The organism is Acidaminobacter sp. QWL-03 (genome assembly GCF_058683855.1).
Window position 1 is genome coordinate 2,909,804 of sequence record NZ_CM178752.1, and the last position, 17,251, is coordinate 2,927,054.

The window sequence follows — 17,251 nt, forward strand, 5'->3', positions numbered from 1 at the left end:
AGTGGGCGTCAGTTGAATTACAGTTAAAGTGTAAAATTACACTAAGCTCTGGTACAAAGTTGAGATTGGTGACAGGCACCAAAAATATTTCTGTCCGCGTCACCAAGTTAAAAAAATATCAATTTATTCATTGTAGCTGTCCGGCAGGTCGTTTTCAATCAGAAGGACGTCGTTAGGACCCGCAAGCTGCTGAACCCTTTCAAAGCCTTCCTTGAGGTTTTTGACAATGTGGAGCCGCTCCTCCGGAAAACCTTGACGTCGAATGCCTTCCGCGATTGGAACGGTCCGCTTAGGGCCTACCAGAATGACCTCGTCACACGCTTGAGCGATTTTTTCACCAAAGAGGCCATTGAGCCGCTCTTGTTCCTCGCCAAGCTCAATCATCCCCGGCGTCATGATGAGCTTCTTGCCGCCCTTCATGGCCTTCAGCACCTCCAGGGCGTTGGATGCACCTGTAGGATTCGAGTTGAAGGCGTCGTCCAGGACGAGCCAGCCGCCGCCGGCTCTATAGCTCGATAAGCGGTGCTGGACAGGCTTCATATCTTTCAGCGCCCGTTGGATGTCCTTTGCCGTGACGCCTAAATCCAGAGCAATGGCAATGGCTCCAAGCATGTTGTCAATATTATGGGCGCCCAGAAGCTGGGTGGAAAAAGTTTCGATCAGCTGCCCCCTTCGGGTAGTTGCCGTTAAAGTAAACGTCGTTCCCGAACCGGTAATCTCAACATCAGACACGACGCAATCTGCCCCGGGCGCGCCATAAGTCAGATAGCGCACATCCGAGCGGCGGGGAAGTCCGGCAATCAGTGGATCTCCCAAGTTAAGCGCAATGACGCCGCCGGGCTTGACGCCCCGGAAGAGCTCGCCCTTCGTCGAAGCGACATTTTCAATGGAGCCAAAGGTCTCCAGGTGCTGAGGGCCAATGGAAGTAATGATGCCATAGTCCACCGGGACAATATCACAGATTTCCTGGATGTCGCCCATTTCCTTGGCGCCCATTTCAACAATAAACAAGTCGTGAGTCGAATTCAGCTGCTCATTGATGGTCCGGACGACGCCCAGTGTGGTGTTGAAGCTCCCCGGTGTCATCAGCACATTGAAGCGCCGGGAAGTCAGCTCCGTCAGGATATGCTTGACGCTGGTCTTGCCGTAGCTGCCCGTAATGCCCACCAGAATCCGGTCTGGCCGCTGTTTCAGACGGTCCTTGGCGCTCTGAATAAATTTGTTTCGAATATGACCCTCCACTGGCGCGTTCACAATATTCGCCGCGAGTACAAACAAAGAAGAATAAGTAATCATGAAGGCCATCAGCACCAGGGAGAAGAGCGCCTTTTGTGCCCACAGCCCAAGCCCGAAGGTTAGAAGCCCCAAAACAACGGCGCTCACAAACAGGCGCTTCACCCGGGCAGTCCAGGCCAATTTTTTCTTGGCAGGCTGATAGGTGATGCTCACAAAAAACATGTAAACGGACAGCGCCATAAAAGGCAGTCCCAGTACAAACAGCGGCCCCTTCACCCAGTGGGACAGACCCGGGAAGAAGGATGGCAGCAGTGCCGGAACAAGTCCGATCAGATACATAATATCGCTTTTTTGGATGATTCTGTTTTGGTCGTCATTCAGCCAGCGCATGTACCGATCATTTCGGTAGCTGTTCTGCTGCAGCATATGCAGGTCGTGAGGAAGCTTATATATAAAGTAGGCCGCCGTCAGCAGTGTGCTGATCAATAAATAGGGATTCATGCGTGGGTCACCTCCTGGCCAAGAAAATGCCGAATGGCTTTCAGGGTTTCAGGCGCCTTCTGCAGGAACGCATAGTGCCCGAGGCCCTCATAAACCACAAGACCGCCGCCCGGTGCTTTGGCGCCGGGGATCAAAGAGGCCATCAGCCGGCCGTGTTCCATCGGTGTCGCCGTATCCTTGTCGCCCCAAATCAGCAGCGTGGGTGCCTTAATCCCGCTCATGACCCCGGTCAGATCCTCGTTGACCACGCTGGACAAAGTCTTCCGCATAACGTCAGAGGCCTTCTTGTAATCCGAAGAGCCGTATTTCATCCGGTACTGCTCAATAAAGTCAGACAACAGCCAAGAGAAGCCCGGCACCTTGGCCAGCACACGGATGGCTTTATAGCTGTACAGTTTCAGATTATACTTGCCGGAACGCTTCGGCCGAACGCCGGCGCTCCCCATGAGGACCAGCCCGCCGATCAAATCAGGTCTTCGCGCAGCCAGGTCCAGCGCCACGCGCCCTCCAAAGGAGTGGCAGACCAGAACGGGCTTCTCAAGCTTCTCAGCCGCAATAAAGTCCTCCACAAGCTCCGAAAACCGCCGGTTGTTCCAGGGTTCAGCTGGCTCCGGACTTTCACCAAAACCAGGGAAGTCCAGTGCCGCGACCTTATGGTCTTTCGACAACTCCGCCGAAATAAATTCAAGTGTCGTGTGATCCACGCCCCAGCCATGCAGCAGGAGCAGATCCGGCCGGCTCGGCTTGTTGGTGCCGCCCGGCCCCGCGACAGTATAGGCCAGCGTGACGCCGCCATACGTTTTGGTTTGCATAAAAGTATCCCACCATCTCTATAAGTTTCGCGGCCTGTAGTCCGCAAGTTGGTTTCTTTTTCGACATAATCTGTCTCAGAATCACCCATAATCATACCATAGGTTAACCTAAAGGTAAATTAATCTCCTCCGCCGAACCGAATCGCCGAACTGAAACCTCCCCAGTGCACAAACCCCTCCATCCCCCTGAATTCTATGCTATAATCATTTCGAGAAGAAAATGCAGGAATACATTCAGGAGGAATTACCATGTCCGCTTCAGAAAACCGGATCAATCTCGACAACCCCCAAAACAAAGGAAGTGGGTGTCAGACACCGACTTCCGTTGTCGGCATCGCCCCGGTGTCCCTACATAGCAGCATCGCCCTCAGTGTCGTGGTTCCCGCTTATAACGAGGAAGCCAACATCCTGGCCCTCTACGAGCGCCTGAACCCGGTCCTTGAGTCCATCACCCCTGATCACGAAATTATTTTCGTCGACGATGGCAGCCACGACAAAACCGTGGAAAAGGTTCTGCTTCTCCGGGGACTCCCTTCAAAGACGGTTTCTGCCGATGGTCCCGGTACCCCACCCGCCGCCGGATTTGGCGACTCGCGGGTCAAACTTGTCAGCTTTTCCCGCAACTTCGGCCACGAAATGGCCAACACCGCGGGCTTCAGACACGCCTCAGGGGAAGCCGTCGTCATCATTGACGCGGACCTCCAGGATCCGCCTGAGCTGATCGCCGACATGTACCATAAGTTCAAAGAAGGCTTCGACGTGGTCTATGCCAAGCGCATCTCGAGACGTCGGGAATCCTTCCTTAAAAAGACGACCTCCAAGCTCTTCTACCGCGTGATGAACGCCCTGAGCGACCTGGAAGTTCCGCTGGACACAGGCGACTTCAGGCTTCTCAGCCGACGGGTCGTCGACGAGCTCAACAAGCTGGAGGAGCACAACCGCTACTTCAGGGGCCTGACCCACTGGGTTGGCTTCAACGTGGGCTACGTAGAGTTTCACCGGGACGAGCGCCACGCCGGCGAGACGAAATACAACTACATCAAGCTCTTCCGACTGGCCTTTGACGCCATCATTTCCTTTTCCTACAAGCCCCTCAAGATTTTCAGCCTGGTGGGCTTCATAGTCTCCGGCCTCAGCTTCCTCATGATGATCTACTGGATCCTGGATAAGCTGCTGCTGAACAACGCCATTGAAGGCTGGACCTCCCTGGCGGCCATTATGCTGTTTTCCTTCGGTATCCTGATGATCCAGATCAGCATTGTGGGCGAGTATGTGGGCAGAATTCACGACGAGGTCAAGCGCCGGCCGCTCTTTATCGTGCAGAGAAAAGAGGGGTTTGACAGTAAACCGGCCGGGCAGGGGGATGACCATGCCCGAGGTTAAAGACAAAGAGAGCCATGAGACTCAAGTGACCATTGGCAAAATACAGGAGCCACAGGACCGGCAAGAGCCTCAAGACCGTCAAGAAAAGCATGAGAAGCCTCCAAACGCCCACTTCGCCAAAGAGGTGTCCATGTACCTGGTCTTCGGGGTGTTGACCACGCTGATCAACCTGGCGACCTACTCGGTGCTGGTGATGCTGGGAATCCACTACGGGATCGCCACCACCGCAGCCTTCGTGCTGGCTGTGTTCTTCGCCTACGAGACCAACAAACGCTTCGTCTTTGACAGCCTCAAGACCACCCGCCGTGAAGAATCCCGGCAGATCGCCGCCTTTTTCAGCGCGCGAATCGCGACCTTTGGCGCGGAAACCGCGGGGTTGGTGCTGTTGATCGAGGTTTTCGGCGCGGGCGAGCAGCTCTCAAAATACCTCATGACCGCCGTGGTGGTCATCCTGAACTATGTGCTCAGCAAACACCTCGTCTTCAAAAAATAAATGGGGCTCCACCTTTTGAGAAAAGGATGCGTTCAAAGCATGATAAAACGAGTTTTAAATCACCTGAAAACTACATTTCGCAATAACCCCGCAGACCTTATTCTGCTGGCCGTGGTCCTGCCCGCGGCCTGGATGCTGCGCCAGTGGTGGATCACGACCATTCCCACGGAGCAGCTCTACGACTTTTCCACCTATTATGAGGTTGCGGTCAATATCTCCCAGGGCATGGGCTATACCTTCCTGGGGCAGCCCATTGCGTTCCAGGGCATGGGATTCTCCATCCTCCTGGGCTATTTCATGAAGTTCATGGGCGACACCTCCGAGCTGACCGCGAAACAGTTCAACGTCTTGCTTTCCATGTGGTCCATCCTCATGACCTACCTGATCGCGTGGCGCCTGAGCCCGAAACGCGTCGTCCGCTGGGGCGCTCTGCTGTTCATGGCGTTTATGCCTCAGCAAATTGCTTATACCAATGCCATCGGCACAGAAATTCTTTCTGCGGCGCTGCTTTCGACCCTGATGCTGGTTCAGTGCTCGGGGGACCTTTTAAAGGGCAGGATCCAGTGGCCGATGGTCGGGGCGCTCACCGCCGCGCTGGCACTGACAAAGCCATTCTACCTGGCCTATCCGGTGGCAGTTCTGTTTTACGAGTGGCTGAGCCGGAAGGACCTGAAGCGCGGCGTGGCGGGCATGCTCGTGGCGGCGGCGGTGATGGCGCTGATCGTGGCGCCTTGGACCTACAGGAATTACAGACACTTCGGGCGGTTCATACCAGTGTCCTACAACTCCGGCCTGGTGCTCTATCTCAACAACAACGCGGACAACACCCACGGTGGATTTATGCCTATTGACCAGATCAAGGCGACGCCGGAGCTTGAGGCAAAGATCAATGCGCATCTCGAAAACGGCGCGAAAAGCATCAAGCTGGCCAGCGACCTGGAGCTGGATCTGAAGCCGGCGGCACAGGCCTGGATCAGGGAAAATCCGCTAGAATTCGCGAAGCTGGCGATCATCCGGGTGCATTCGACGTTCTTCAACGGGTCCTGGGACATTGACGCCTGGACCATGAATAAGTACAAGACCCTCGAAACCGGGCGGACCGAGGTGGAGACGCTGAGGTATCTCGCGTATTTCAGAAGCGTCAGCGATATTGTGCTTACGCTGCTCAGCGGGACGGCGTTCCTTTATTTTCTCGTGAATCTGCCGAGATTTTTCCAGGCGCTGTTTTCACTGAAGCGCGTTATCAGCTGGCAGACCGCGCTGCTGATGCTGCCGGTGGGCTATAACGGCCTGGTAATTCTGATCTATGAAGGACAGCCCCGTTACAATTTTAATCTGTTGTTTGTCTTTGTGCTGGTGGTCATGCTGGTGGTTCAGAAACTCCTTGAGGCAGCGGGACGTGAAACCGCGTATGCCGGGGATTTGCCGGAGAAGGGGATCAAGTCCAGAACCGTCCAGCCGGGGAAAAGACGATGAGAAAAGACAATGGGCACAAAGCGGCACCTGCTGCGAAGTTCGCCATGAAGACCAAGCTGCGCCTGCTGTTCACAGAAGGTCCGCCGACCTTGCCCATGACGGGTTTGACAGCGCTGACCCTCGTGATTGGGCTGACCATTTTGGAAATTGTGCTGATGCTGCCGGTGCTGGAGCTTTCGGACAGGCTGAAGGCGTGGCCGGCGCGGGCGTCCATGGTCTATGTGGGCGGCTATTTGTTGTTTCGTCTGATTATTATGCTCAGTGTCATGGCCGGCGACCGCTATCTGCCGGAGCGGCCCGGAGCAGCGAAGGCAAAGCGGTTGCGTGAGAGCGGGATTGAGGCTGAGGGTGAAGGTCAGGCTGAAGGTCTGGTTGGGTCAGAAGTGATGTCAACAAAGCCAAAGCCCCTTTCCCGATGGTTAACCGAAGCCATCCTGGCAATCGCCATTGTCGCCGGTTTCAGATTTCTCTATGACTTGACCCTGGGGGCCTGGCTCCTTTCCATTTTTCCGGAAAATGAGGCAATGATTGAGGCGTTTGAGTTCTTGATGCAGTCGCCGCTCGCAGCGGGATTTTACGTGCTGATCCTGGCACCGGTGTTTGAGGAGTTCCTGTTCAGGGGCGTCCTGCTCAGGGGGATTCTCTTTAAGGGATTTTCCCCGGCGTACGCGGTCGTTATTTCATCAGCGCTGTTCGCGCTGGTGCATTTGAACATGCTGCAGGGTGTTCACGCTTTTTTGCTGGGTACGCTCCTGGGGGGCATCTATTTAAAAACGGGTAACTTTACCATTGTGGTGCTGGGGCACATGGCCAGCAATTTGATTGTGTGGCTGCAGGGGTGAGTTACAGAAAAACTGGGATGAAGTCAGTAAAAACAGGGATGAAATTGGTTGAAAGAATACCAATTGCATCCCTGTTTTTGTTAGTGAAACTGGGTGTCTGACACCCAGTTTCAACTTTGCAGAAGGCGGTGGAAGAAGGTGTTGATAGGCGCTAGCCGCTGACACCTTCTTCCTTCCATTTCACTTAAAAATCCAGTCTAAACACCCGCGTCCCTTCCACCAGGCCAAGATCCCTATAGCCAAGCTCAAGGTACATATTCAGGGTTCCGCGGTAATTTTTCATGGGCTCCGCCTCTGACTTGACCGGAAAGGCAAGCATGCCGCTAAAGCCGGCGTTCTTAAAACCTTCAACCGCCATGCTCAGCATTTTTCTGGCGAGCCCTTTGCCCCGGTAATCCGGGTGGATGACAAAGCATAGGGTAGCGCCAAGCTTCTCCGGATCTTCATGTTCTGGCCACAAAGACGTCATTCGCTTATAGGCGGACAAGGCGTTGGCATTGCACCAGCCCACACACTTGTCGCCGTCAAAGGCCAGATAGCCCTTCATGTCGCCGGCTTGGATGGCGGCCAGCGAATCGGTCCTGTTCATTTCGGGTGCTCTCGCAATCCAGGTGTCCATATCAAAGTCGGTGTGGTAGAAGCGGCAGAAGCAGCCCGACCAGTTAGGGCTGTGGGCGAACATGTCGCCGCTCATGAAGTCGACAAAGGTTTGGGCAAGCTCGGGCTTAAGTGGGCGAATTTCAATGGACATGATAAGACCTCCATTCTTTTGTCAGTGCTGAGTTGATGATTATCCGGATCAACAGGTCAAAGGCCGCAGAAAATATTTTCACGATTTTGACGTGTTTTTGACGCCGGCGCTTTACAGTCGTTTATAACCGGTTGGCCGCGGTCAGCCGACGGATCAGGGTCAAGGTATCACTAAAGATCCCGTAAGCCGTTTGCTGGATTTCAGGATGCCGTTCCACCATGCAGATTTCCCCCATGAGATCGGTGTGCAGGCATAAAACGGACGTCGTGGCGTCTATGGTGCTGAACAGATCTTGGCTGCTGACGAAGACAGGTTCAACACGGCCTTTTGCGATCCCATCTTCCAGAAATCCTTCGCAGATCAGCTTGAGCTTTCCGCCCTGGTCCCGCGCTGCTGAAATGTCTTCTGTTGTGATAGCCGCAATACCTGTTCTGTCAATGGTCAGAGGCGTTGAGTCGCCTTGCATCAGGACGTTGATCAGCGCGCTGGTTTTGGCGGCGGCGTCCCATCCGTCGATGTCCAGTGATGGATCAGCCTCAGCAAAGCCTTGGCGCTGAGCTTCTCGCAGGGCTTCGTCATAGTCATCTCCTGCCTCCATGCGCTCCAGTACAAAGTTGGTGGTGGAGTTCAGAATGCCTTTGAAGCCGAGAATTTTGCAGCCCGGCAGCGTTTCTTTTGCCAGGTTGAACACCGGTGCGCCGTCCATGACCGTGGTTTCGTGCAGAAATTCCAGTCCCTTTGAGTCTGCGGCTGCTTTGAGTCTTGCATAGGCCCAGGCGAGTGGACCCTTGTTGCCGGTGATGACATGCATCCCGCTGTCAAAGGCGGCCTCGATGTGGGAGATGGCCGGCTGCCCGTCTTCAATGGACAGCGTGCTGAGCTCGATCATAACCTTTGCGCCACACTGGCGGATCAGAGTTAATGGATCGACGTCTGAAAGAGCGGTTTGCCGATGGGAAAGGCGTTTGGACTCGAAACCATCGGCTAAAACTTCTTTCAAATTTAAGCCAGACGGGTCGAAGAGTGTGCCTTTAGACCGGGTCGCAATGGCAACCACCTGAAGGTCAACGCCGCAGGCAGACATTACGTGATCGCGCTGCTCAAGCAGCATACGGCAGAAGGCCTGGCCGGCACTGCCGAAACCAATCAGGCAGAGGGGAAGCATCAAAGTCGTGTCCGTGGTCGCATTTATTTGAGTCATGGGAACACCTCGCTGTAATTTTTCAGATTGCTGCCAGCCCCGGAGGAGAAGTCGGCGGATTGAAACTAAACCAGCCTGTTTGTTTTCCTTAATAATATCAGATTTGCTGAGGGATGTTTCGGGAGATTTCGAAAAGCGCGTGCTATTTTGAGGGGCTTTTGGGGTATGAATCCATAGCGGGAGAATCCGCGCAAAATAGGAAGGGGAGATGCGAACTTGGAAGAGGCGCAAAAGGTGCTGCTATTTTTGCCTAACGGCTTCGAAGCCCTTGAGGCCAGCGCGTTTACAGACGTCTTCGGATGGAACCAGGTGGTGGGTGATAAACGGACGCCGCTGATTACGGCCGGGATCAGGCCGCTGTTGCGGTGCACCTGGAATTTCACAGTTCAGCCTGAGACGCAGCTGGAAGACCTGAATTTGTCCGAATTCGCCGCGCTGGCCATGCCGGGAGGATTTCAGCGGGCCGGTTTTTATGAGGACGGTTATGACGAGCGGACGCTCTCGATGATTCGTCACTTCGCTAGCCAGGGCAAGTGGATTGCGTCTGTGTGCGTGGGTGCGCTTCCCATAGCGAAGAGCGGTGTGCTCAGCGGTTTGAAATCGACGACCTATCATTTGGAGGGCGGTCGCTGGCAGGCGCAGCTGGAAGCTATGGGGACCAAAGTTGAGCGCGATCTCAGGCTGGTGGAGGATGGCAAGGTGATTACTTCTTCTTGTCCATCAACGGCGGTTGAGGTGGCGTTTCGATTGCTTGAGCGGTTGACCTCGACAGAAAACGCCCGAAAGGTACGAGTTGAAATGGGTTATTCTGAGTTCTCTATATTTTAGTTAGTATTGTTCAAATTTTACCTATTGTTCAACGAATCTAAATTATTTTAATAAATGTAAAAATATATTTGAAAACTTTATGATCCTGTGATATATTGATAAAAACAAACAGAGTATAAGACAACCTTAGTGAATAGATCTCACAGTACAGCAATTTGTTTTGGTTTTACGCAGTGAAAGGTCAAGGATTTTAGGTCAGGTATCTACTTGGAACTCAATCTGAAAACATTTTAAGGAGGCCATCTGCAACATGAAAACAGACGTTCAAATTGCACAGGAAGCACAAATGATTCACATCAAGGAAGTTGCCGCCAAAGTCGGACTTTCTGAGAACGACCTCGAGCTCTACGGCAACTACAAAGCGAAGATCCACCTGGATGTCATGGACCGTATGGCTGACAAGCCGGACGGCAAACTGATCCTGGTCACTGCAATCAACCCGACTGCAGCAGGCGAAGGCAAAACGACAACCAACGTTGGTCTGAGCATGGGTCTTAACAAAATTGGAAAGAAGACGTTTACGGCACTCCGTGAGCCATCCCTTGGTCCATGCTTCGGCGTCAAAGGCGGCGCGGCTGGCGGCGGTTACGCTCAGGTCGTTCCTATGGAAGACATCAACCTTCACTTTACAGGTGACATTCACGCGGTGACCACAGCAAACAACCTGCTGGCGGCACTGATTGACAACCATCTCCACCAGGGCAATGCACTCAACATTGATGAGAAGCGCATCCTCTGGAGACGCGCTATCGACATGAACGACCGCGCGCTGAGAAATACAATTGTAGGCCTTGGCAACACAGGTGACGGCGTGGTCCGTCAGGACGGCTTTGACATCGCGGTTGCTTCAGAGATCATGGCGATCCTTTGCCTCTCTACGAGCATGAAAGACCTCAAAGAAAGACTCGCCAAAATGATCGTGGCTTACTCCAAAGACAATAAGCCTGTCACAGCGGCTCAGCTTGAAGCGACGGGTTCCATGGCGCTCCTTCTTAAGGATGCCCTCATGCCAAACCTGGTCCAAACCCTTGAGAACACCCCTGCGCTGATCCACGGCGGACCGTTCGCGAACATCGCACACGGCTGTAACTCAGTTGTGGCAACGAAGATGGCGCTCAAGCTCGGGGATTATGTAGTGACGGAAGCAGGCTTCGGCGCAGACCTTGGCGCAGAGAAGTTCTTCAACATCAAGTGCCGTCAGGCGGGTCTGAAGCCAGCTGCAGCAGTTATTGTTGCAACGGTGCGCGCGCTGAAGAACCACGGTGGCGTGAAGAAGGCAGACCTGAACGTTGAGAACCTTGAGGCCCTTGCAAAAGGCTTCGCGAACCTCGAGAAGCAGATCGAGAACGTCCAGAAGCACGGCGTCCCTGCCGTCGTCGCAATCAACGCGTTCCCGCTGGATACACCGGCAGAGCTGAAATTCGTCGAAGATCGCTGCAATGAGCTCGGCGTCAATGTCGTTCTGTCCGAAGTTTGGGCAAAAGGCGGAGACGGCGGCGTAGAGCTGGCGAAGAAAGTCGTCGAAGTGGCAGAGAGCGGCAAATCCGCTTATGCACCGCTGTATGACCTTGAACTGACTGCTGTTCAAAAGATCGAAAAGATCGCCAAGGAAATCTACGGGGCAGACGGTGTAGAGTTTACATCGAAAGCGCTTAAGGATATCAAGAAGTTTGAAGAGGACGGCGTTGGCCATCTCCCAATCTGTATGGCTAAAACCCAGTACTCACTGACAGATGACCCAACAAAGCTTGGAAGACCAAGCGGCTTCAAGATCACAGTGCGCGAAGTCAAGGCGTCCGTCGGCGCGGGCTTCCTGGTAGCCCTTGCGGGGGAGATCATGAGAATGCCTGGTCTGCCTAAAGTTCCATCCGCGAACCACATCGACATCCTCGAAAGCGGAGAAATTGTAGGCTTGTTCTAAATCCCGAGTGGTGAAGGCGTCTTTTGAGACTGCCCACCAAGTGAAACAACCATAGTGTTATCAACCGCTGCAGACTGGCTTCCCCTGGTTTGCGGCGGTTTTTTTAATTGTCTTACAAATAATAATTTAAATTACATATATTGACAATTTAAAACGTTCATGAGACAATGCCTCTAGATGTAAAAAATAACCAATTCTATGGAGGTCGGTTTCATGCACAAATCTCTCATCGCACTCGTCGCTGCCGCGACATTGCTGCTCACCCAGAATCCAACTCTGTCACTGGGGGCAGAGACCACAGGGGTACAAACCGTATCGCTGGAAGAAAGTGCTTCGGTGTCGACCCCATGGGCGCCATCGGTATGGCCATCCACCCATTGGTCGCTGCCTTATGTCCGTGTTCTGGTGGAGGCTCAGATTCTATCACTCTATGAAGTGGAAATGCTGAACCGCAGATTTGGACCGGATGGTATAATCAGCAGCGCCTACTTTGAAACTTATGCCTCCAGAACCTTGAAAACGATTCTTCCCGGAACAGTGCTAAGCTCCAATTCAATGACGCGGGAGCGGATGGCGGATATCTTGTACCGTATGATCACCTACAGCGGCTATGAAACCATGCCGACACCGGAACAGCTGGATCACGACCAGCTGATTTGGAAGGACGCGGAGCTCTTCAGCGGATTTGGCTATCAAGCGTCCCTTGCCCTGAGGTGGACAGGCATTGCTTCCGGAAATGACGGGTATTACCATCCCCAGCGTCTGGTCACCGCGGCAGAGGCGTTGACAACCCTGGCAAAGACGAAAAGCAATCCGCTGAGGACACCCCTTCAGCCTGCGCCTGAAGAGGCTGTCGCACAGACGACAGAATCTTGTACTGAAACGGCGACTTCCGAAAAGACGTCGTCCGGTGCCCATAAAACCTCTTCGGGCCTCTGAGGCGACGCCCTGGCTCCCGAGGTTCGGGAAGGCACCCAAAAGTCCCTCAAGGGCGGTAAAAAATAATGCAGTGTTCGAAGCCGTTTGGCAACTTTACTGAGAAACTGAACAGCCTGGCTGCGTGTGAGTCATCCCGTCGCCGGATCAAAGCGGTTCAGTCGCGACATCACCTCAAGGGAGCAGCCGCTATTTTAGGGCTGCTCTTTTTCATAATCTCCTGCCTGGGGGTCGTCCCAAGTTTTGCTGTAAGCCTCCAGGGCGGGCAGCTGCCCTATTCAATTCCCAGGAACGTCGACAACACCTGTTACGAAGGCTATGAAGCCACCTTCGAAAGCATCGCGCCCAAACTCCCCGCTGGCACGCCTGGGGTGATCAATCTGTCTTCAACCGGCGCAAGCGGCCGACTTGAACTGAATCCGGAGTTGTACAATGACCTGGGGCTCCTGGTTTATGGAAGCCCTTTTGACCTTCAGAAGAACGACTTTAAGGCGGTCGAGGGCGGGTATTACCGCCATGGCAATATCCCCGGGGAATACCGCTATCATGGCTACTCGGTGGATGGCAACGTCTTTACCAATCAGCGCTTCCCCAATGATGCCGAAAGCGGCACACCCATGAGTTTCAAAAAATGGATTCATCTGCCCTGGCAGTCTCTGTCCGGCGTCTATGCCAGCGCGCTGAATAACGCGGCGCTATCAGGTGATCCGGTGGTACAAAGCTGGTTTGACCGGGTCTTGCCATTCCCACTCCTGAACTCCTCAAATCCTGAAGCGCCCATGCGCGGCGGAAGCTATTTACCGGAAGCGCATCTCGTGGTCCTGTCGACGCCGAGCGCCGGCATGCCCGGTGAAGGCCGACTGTGGCACTATGTGGACGACCGACGCTGGTATCAGACCGTCTCCCTGCCGGATGTCGTCCAGAACCGCCAGCAGACACCGCTGACGCTCAAAGTGGAGATTCTGAATAAAGGGACCCACCGCTTTGGGCCACGGGACACAGTGTCCGTCAAAGTCAGACTGACAGCGACGCTCATGGATGCGGCAGCCATGTCAAATCTCACCGGCAAGTCGCTCTATCAAACCCGAAATGAGATCCAGTCCTGGCGCTTCAGCGAACCAGCACAAGTCCCCAGAGGCCTGATGAGTTCGCAAGTCTTTCAGACCTACAACGGTATAGACTCAGCTCAAAACGCGACTTTGACTTCTGAGACCACGCTCCAGGTGCGAAGGTCGGACCTCGACAGCCATGGCAACTTTACTTTTTCGGCTGAAACGGCCATCACATATCTCACTGGTTCGAAGTCCCCGGCTATAGTAGCGTCGGATACCTGTCAGATTGGCTCGGAAGCCGTACCCCAGGCGGCCTTGCAATCGGCTTTTTCTGTGGCGGACTTTCACGTAACTTCCAGAGCAGACTTGGACCAGGCGTCTGTAAGCTACGCCAATCAAAGCTGTGGGCCTGTGACGCGTTACCATTTCACTTTCAAAGCGCCAGAAACAGGACAAACCGACACCTTTCAACTGGATGCCATGTCAATGAAGGATCAGGCTGTTTCGGTCAGGCTGACGAACTTTGTAAAAAGCGTCATGCCGGAGGGGATCATTCTCAGGCAGATCCAAGTGACTCAGCGTGTGGTGGATGGCAGCGGAGGAAGTCACGAGATTACGAAAGCCTTCAATGCCGTCATAGGGGGTGAGTCCAGGGCGGTAGACCTAGAACTTTCTCTGCCGGAATGGTCCTTTGACATGCTGCCCTATGGGGCGGAGGATCACTCCAGTCATGACCTGACCGCCGAACTCACAGTCACTGTGGACGGACAGACGGTTGACAGCGGACACTTCTTTTCCGGTCAATTCAAATTTTCTGAGATCACGGGCCTTCTGGGAGCGGCCAATGACCACGTCAAAGTCGTAGTGGAAGCCGCTACCGCCGACGGCGTAATCAGCTTCGAAGAGCACTGGATTGAAGTGGTCAGTACCCAGCCCAAAGCACAACTCAGCTTATCCGGCCATCAAAAGGTCAACCGGAAGCTTTCAATAATCAACGACGCTCCAGCTGCCGAGGATCCCAGGCTGGCAGCGGCTTACCCCGCGACCTATACATTTTCCTATAAAGCAGTAACAGGCTCAGATACTGCCAGACGGCTCCTCGATTTATCACCCGTCGAGAAGCATTTGATGTACAAGAGTCCGGGACACCACCGGGTGAAGCTGACTGCCGTCAACAGCCTGGGACGTCAAGCCGTGCCTGCAGTCCTTGACTTGGTGATTATCCAGGATCAACGGCCTGCTGTCATTTTCAATTTTTTGAAGGGTGTCGTAATCCGCGGAGAGCCGGTGGGCGCTCTTCTTGACGTGTCTTCCACAGACGGCGATCTGGTCGGAGAACCCGTCATTAAAATCTATTATGACCCGGAAGCGGATGGCACCTATGAGGCCTTTGTGGGCCAATATACTAAGGAGACCATTGGGGATTTCGCGCCTCAGGAGCTGGGTGCTTACAGGGCGATTCTTGAGGTGGCGGAAAGCTATGGACAGCCGACTCTTGAAAGCTATATTACGCCCTCCGACACCCGGAAGATCACTGTACTCAGGGAAGTGTTGTGCCAAAATCTCAGGCCGGTTCAAACCGTTGACCTCGAGACCCCGAGAACACCTGAAAAGGTTGATGTTCTTCTGATGCTGTCGCCAAAGCTGCCGGAAGCTGAGCGTATACAAGCGGGAAAAGACCGAATCCAGCAGGCCAATACCTTGAGGCTTTCAGGGCTGGACGCGCTGGTTCACGTCTGGGACCTGGGTGAAATCACAGAGCGCATGCCGGCTTCAACCACGCAGCTCTTTGGCACCCAGTACCCGCCGCCGACCCTCCAATATACGGAAGGGGGTTACAGCGGAGTGCTTCAGCGCGTCAGTGTCCAGGACAATGGGCGTTATGTGGATTATGGCGGCTACGACACGGTTGAAACGTGTGAAACAGAGCAGGTTCTGGTGGGGCGGTACTGCCCGGCCGCAGATCCGTTTATCTGCTATGTGAATGGCGGTTATGTCGACGTCTATGAGACCCGGGAAGTGTGTACCACCAAGCAAGTCTGGGATTCGGACCTCCGCTGGCGATCCAGTTACTATGGCACCTATGAAGGCGACATTTCCAGGACTATTGAGCAGACTTTTGACCCTGAGTGGCTGCGCCTGGGCGCCAGCCGCTATGTGGTTTATTCTGCCCTGCCGGGGGAAATCCTCCCAGAGCCTGAGGCCATGGCGCTGAAGAAGACCGCAGATGCTCAGTGGCTTATGGCCGGCGGTTCTGCTCAGCTTTCAACTGGTCTGGGCTCCGAGATCCTAACAGCGGACGGTCCGGCTCAGGCCATGGCGGCAGCTATAGAACTGATCTCAGCGCGCCATGAAGTCAAGCCGTATAAGCTGATGCTTCTAAATGAGTCGCTGACCTATCATACAATCGAAGTGGAAACTGAAGGCGACGGCCTTGAAGGAGAGGTATGGGGGTTGAGGCAGGATCCTGCCTTTGACAATCCTTTGTCGTCCCAGACATTTATTTATTTGGATGAAAACGGCGTTAGTCAAGCCGCGCAGGCTGCGCCACCAAGCCAGGAAACCCCATTCTACTCCATGACACCGCCTCAGACCATGAGCTCTGTAGGTCACTTTGTCGTGCTCAGAAAGCTGAAGGATGTAACGCCGAAGCCAGACTTCGATTTGGAGTCCAATATTGCCAGCTCGGCGTTCACGGTGCATCGCAAACCCATTGCCAGTCTCACCCTCAAAGCCCGCTTTGACGTTCTGCTGAACCAGTACCGCCTCTACTGGACGGATACTTCTTACGACCCGGACCACGCGGTGAGCGACCCGAACCGCGGCATTGTCAAACATGATTTTCGAATCCGGGCGACCGGTGGAAATTGGAGCTATGGCTGGCCGGATCTCCTTCCGAGAGGCACTTATGAAGCGGATTACGTCGTTTGGGATCTCGAGGGCCAGCTCAGCGATTCGGTCCACTATCTTTTCACTGTGGACAACTCCGCGCCTGAAGTCCAGTTTGTCTCTGTTCTTCCCGACCCCGCTCTGACAGGACAGCGGCCGATGGTCACGGTCCTCCCCAAAGATCACGAAGGCAGCGCTCTATCGCTCAAAGTCACCGCTGACCACAAAGAATCCGCACATACGTTCACGCAGCACTTCGCTGGCTTGGTTTCGGGAAAAGCCTTCGAGTTTCAACTCAATGAACCCCTCAAAAACGGAACTTACACCTTGCGCGCCGAAGTAACTGACGATAAAGGAGTGTCAGAAGAAGCCCTGAGAAACTTAACCGTCAGGCCGCCGGTGATCCTGGGCGCTTCACTGCTGGGTTCCTGGAACCATTGGCGCGGGCAGATCGACCGCCAGGGCAGGCCTATGGCGCTGAATCCCAACCGGTTTTTGTCCTACGAAATGCTGAAGCTGGAGATCGAGGCTGAGGGTGAGCCACTCAGCGTCACCTGCAGGATGTCACCGGAGCTGGAAGCCATGGTGTATGAGGATCCCAATGGACGCGTGTATCGCTATGAGGAGGCCTTTGGGGAAGAGGTGGCATTTCCGCTTCCTCTCAGTGCGGCCGGGAATGGCATCTGGCGGGCGGATTACAAGCTGCCGCTGGCGCCGAGTACTTTGGGGTGGACTGACCATCGGCTAAAAGCGCCGTACTGGATTGAGTTTACGGTCACCTGGCCGGACCTCGTGCGGCAATATCGATTTGACACAATCGAGATCACAGGGAATGTTTATGATTTGATCTTTTGAGGATTGCAGTTCAGCGGGATGGGAAATTGGGCAAAAAGAAAGGAAACCGGCGCGGTGGAAGTCAAATAACGGACT

General features: G+C 54.1%; 12 protein-coding genes. 8 read left to right on the plus strand and 4 right to left on the minus strand.

Features of this window, described 5'->3' with window-relative positions; translation table 11 throughout:
- Positions 1-123 precede the first annotated feature (123 nt).
- Together AC4PHM_RS13565 and AC4PHM_RS13570 are read right to left on the minus strand one after the other, a co-directional pair.
- Positions 124-1,737 (minus strand): UDP-N-acetylmuramoyl-tripeptide--D-alanyl-D-alanine ligase, encoded by a 1,614-nt coding sequence (locus tag AC4PHM_RS13565; RefSeq protein ID WP_492018292.1) that lies wholly within the window; start codon positions 1,735-1,737, stop codon positions 124-126.
- Positions 1,734-2,549 carry an alpha/beta fold hydrolase gene (locus tag AC4PHM_RS13570; protein WP_492018293.1) on the minus strand — a complete coding sequence of 272 codons (816 nt, stop codon included), beginning with the start codon at positions 2,547-2,549 and terminating at the stop codon, positions 1,734-1,736. Before AC4PHM_RS13570 ends, AC4PHM_RS13565 begins: the two co-directional genes overlap by 4 nt.
- 249 nt (positions 2,550-2,798) lie before the next feature.
- Here AC4PHM_RS13570 and AC4PHM_RS13575 point away from each other — a divergent pair, with 249 nt between their 5' ends.
- From AC4PHM_RS13575 to AC4PHM_RS13590, 4 genes are read left to right on the plus strand one after another with little or no spacing between them, the layout of a single operon-like run.
- On the plus strand, positions 2,799-3,932 hold the full coding sequence (locus AC4PHM_RS13575) for a glycosyltransferase family 2 protein (RefSeq protein ID WP_492018294.1): 1,134 nt from the start codon (positions 2,799-2,801) through the stop codon (positions 3,930-3,932).
- On the plus strand, positions 3,919-4,425 hold the full coding sequence (locus tag AC4PHM_RS13580) for a GtrA family protein (RefSeq protein ID WP_492018295.1): 507 nt from the start codon (positions 3,919-3,921) through the stop codon (positions 4,423-4,425). Before AC4PHM_RS13575 ends, AC4PHM_RS13580 begins: the two co-directional genes overlap by 14 nt.
- Before the next feature lie 39 nt (positions 4,426-4,464).
- Positions 4,465-5,901: an ArnT family glycosyltransferase gene (locus AC4PHM_RS13585; RefSeq protein WP_492018296.1), complete on the plus strand. Its 1,437-nt coding sequence runs from the start codon at positions 4,465-4,467 to the stop codon at positions 5,899-5,901.
- Positions 5,898-6,743: a CPBP family intramembrane glutamic endopeptidase gene (locus tag AC4PHM_RS13590; protein ID WP_492018297.1), complete on the plus strand. Its 846-nt coding sequence runs from the start codon at positions 5,898-5,900 to the stop codon at positions 6,741-6,743. Before AC4PHM_RS13585 ends, AC4PHM_RS13590 begins: the two co-directional genes overlap by 4 nt.
- Before the next feature lie 184 nt (positions 6,744-6,927).
- Here the strand turns inward: AC4PHM_RS13590 and AC4PHM_RS13595 are convergent, their stop codons facing one another.
- Together AC4PHM_RS13595 and AC4PHM_RS13600 are read right to left on the minus strand one after the other, a co-directional pair.
- Entirely contained in the window at positions 6,928-7,494 is a 567-nt protein-coding gene (locus tag AC4PHM_RS13595) for a GNAT family N-acetyltransferase (protein WP_492018298.1), read from the minus strand.
- A 121-nt stretch (positions 7,495-7,615) separates the two neighbouring features.
- The gene (locus tag AC4PHM_RS13600; RefSeq protein WP_492018299.1) at positions 7,616-8,695 is read right to left on the minus strand and encodes a hypothetical protein; all 1,080 of its coding nucleotides are present in this window, start codon (positions 8,693-8,695) and stop codon (positions 7,616-7,618) included.
- Between the two features lie 216 nt (positions 8,696-8,911).
- Here AC4PHM_RS13600 and AC4PHM_RS13605 point away from each other — a divergent pair, with 216 nt between their 5' ends.
- The 4 genes from AC4PHM_RS13605 to AC4PHM_RS13620 all read left to right on the plus strand — a co-directional run bounded on the left by AC4PHM_RS13605 (position 8,912) and on the right by AC4PHM_RS13620 (position 17,176).
- Positions 8,912-9,523, plus strand: a complete 612-nt coding sequence (locus AC4PHM_RS13605) for a DJ-1/PfpI family protein (RefSeq protein ID WP_492018300.1) — start codon at positions 8,912-8,914, stop codon at positions 9,521-9,523.
- A 250-nt stretch (positions 9,524-9,773) separates the two neighbouring features.
- Entirely contained in the window at positions 9,774-11,444 is a 1,671-nt protein-coding gene (locus AC4PHM_RS13610) for a formate--tetrahydrofolate ligase (protein ID WP_492018301.1), read from the plus strand.
- Positions 11,445-11,657: 213 nt separating this feature from the next.
- A complete protein-coding gene (locus AC4PHM_RS13615) occupies positions 11,658-12,383 on the plus strand; it encodes a hypothetical protein (protein ID WP_492018302.1) in 726 nt (241 codons plus the stop codon).
- Between the two features lie 65 nt (positions 12,384-12,448).
- Positions 12,449-17,176 (plus strand): Athe_2463 domain-containing protein, encoded by a 4,728-nt coding sequence (locus AC4PHM_RS13620; RefSeq protein ID WP_492018303.1) that lies wholly within the window; start codon positions 12,449-12,451, stop codon positions 17,174-17,176.
- Positions 17,177-17,251: the final 75 nt, after the last annotated feature.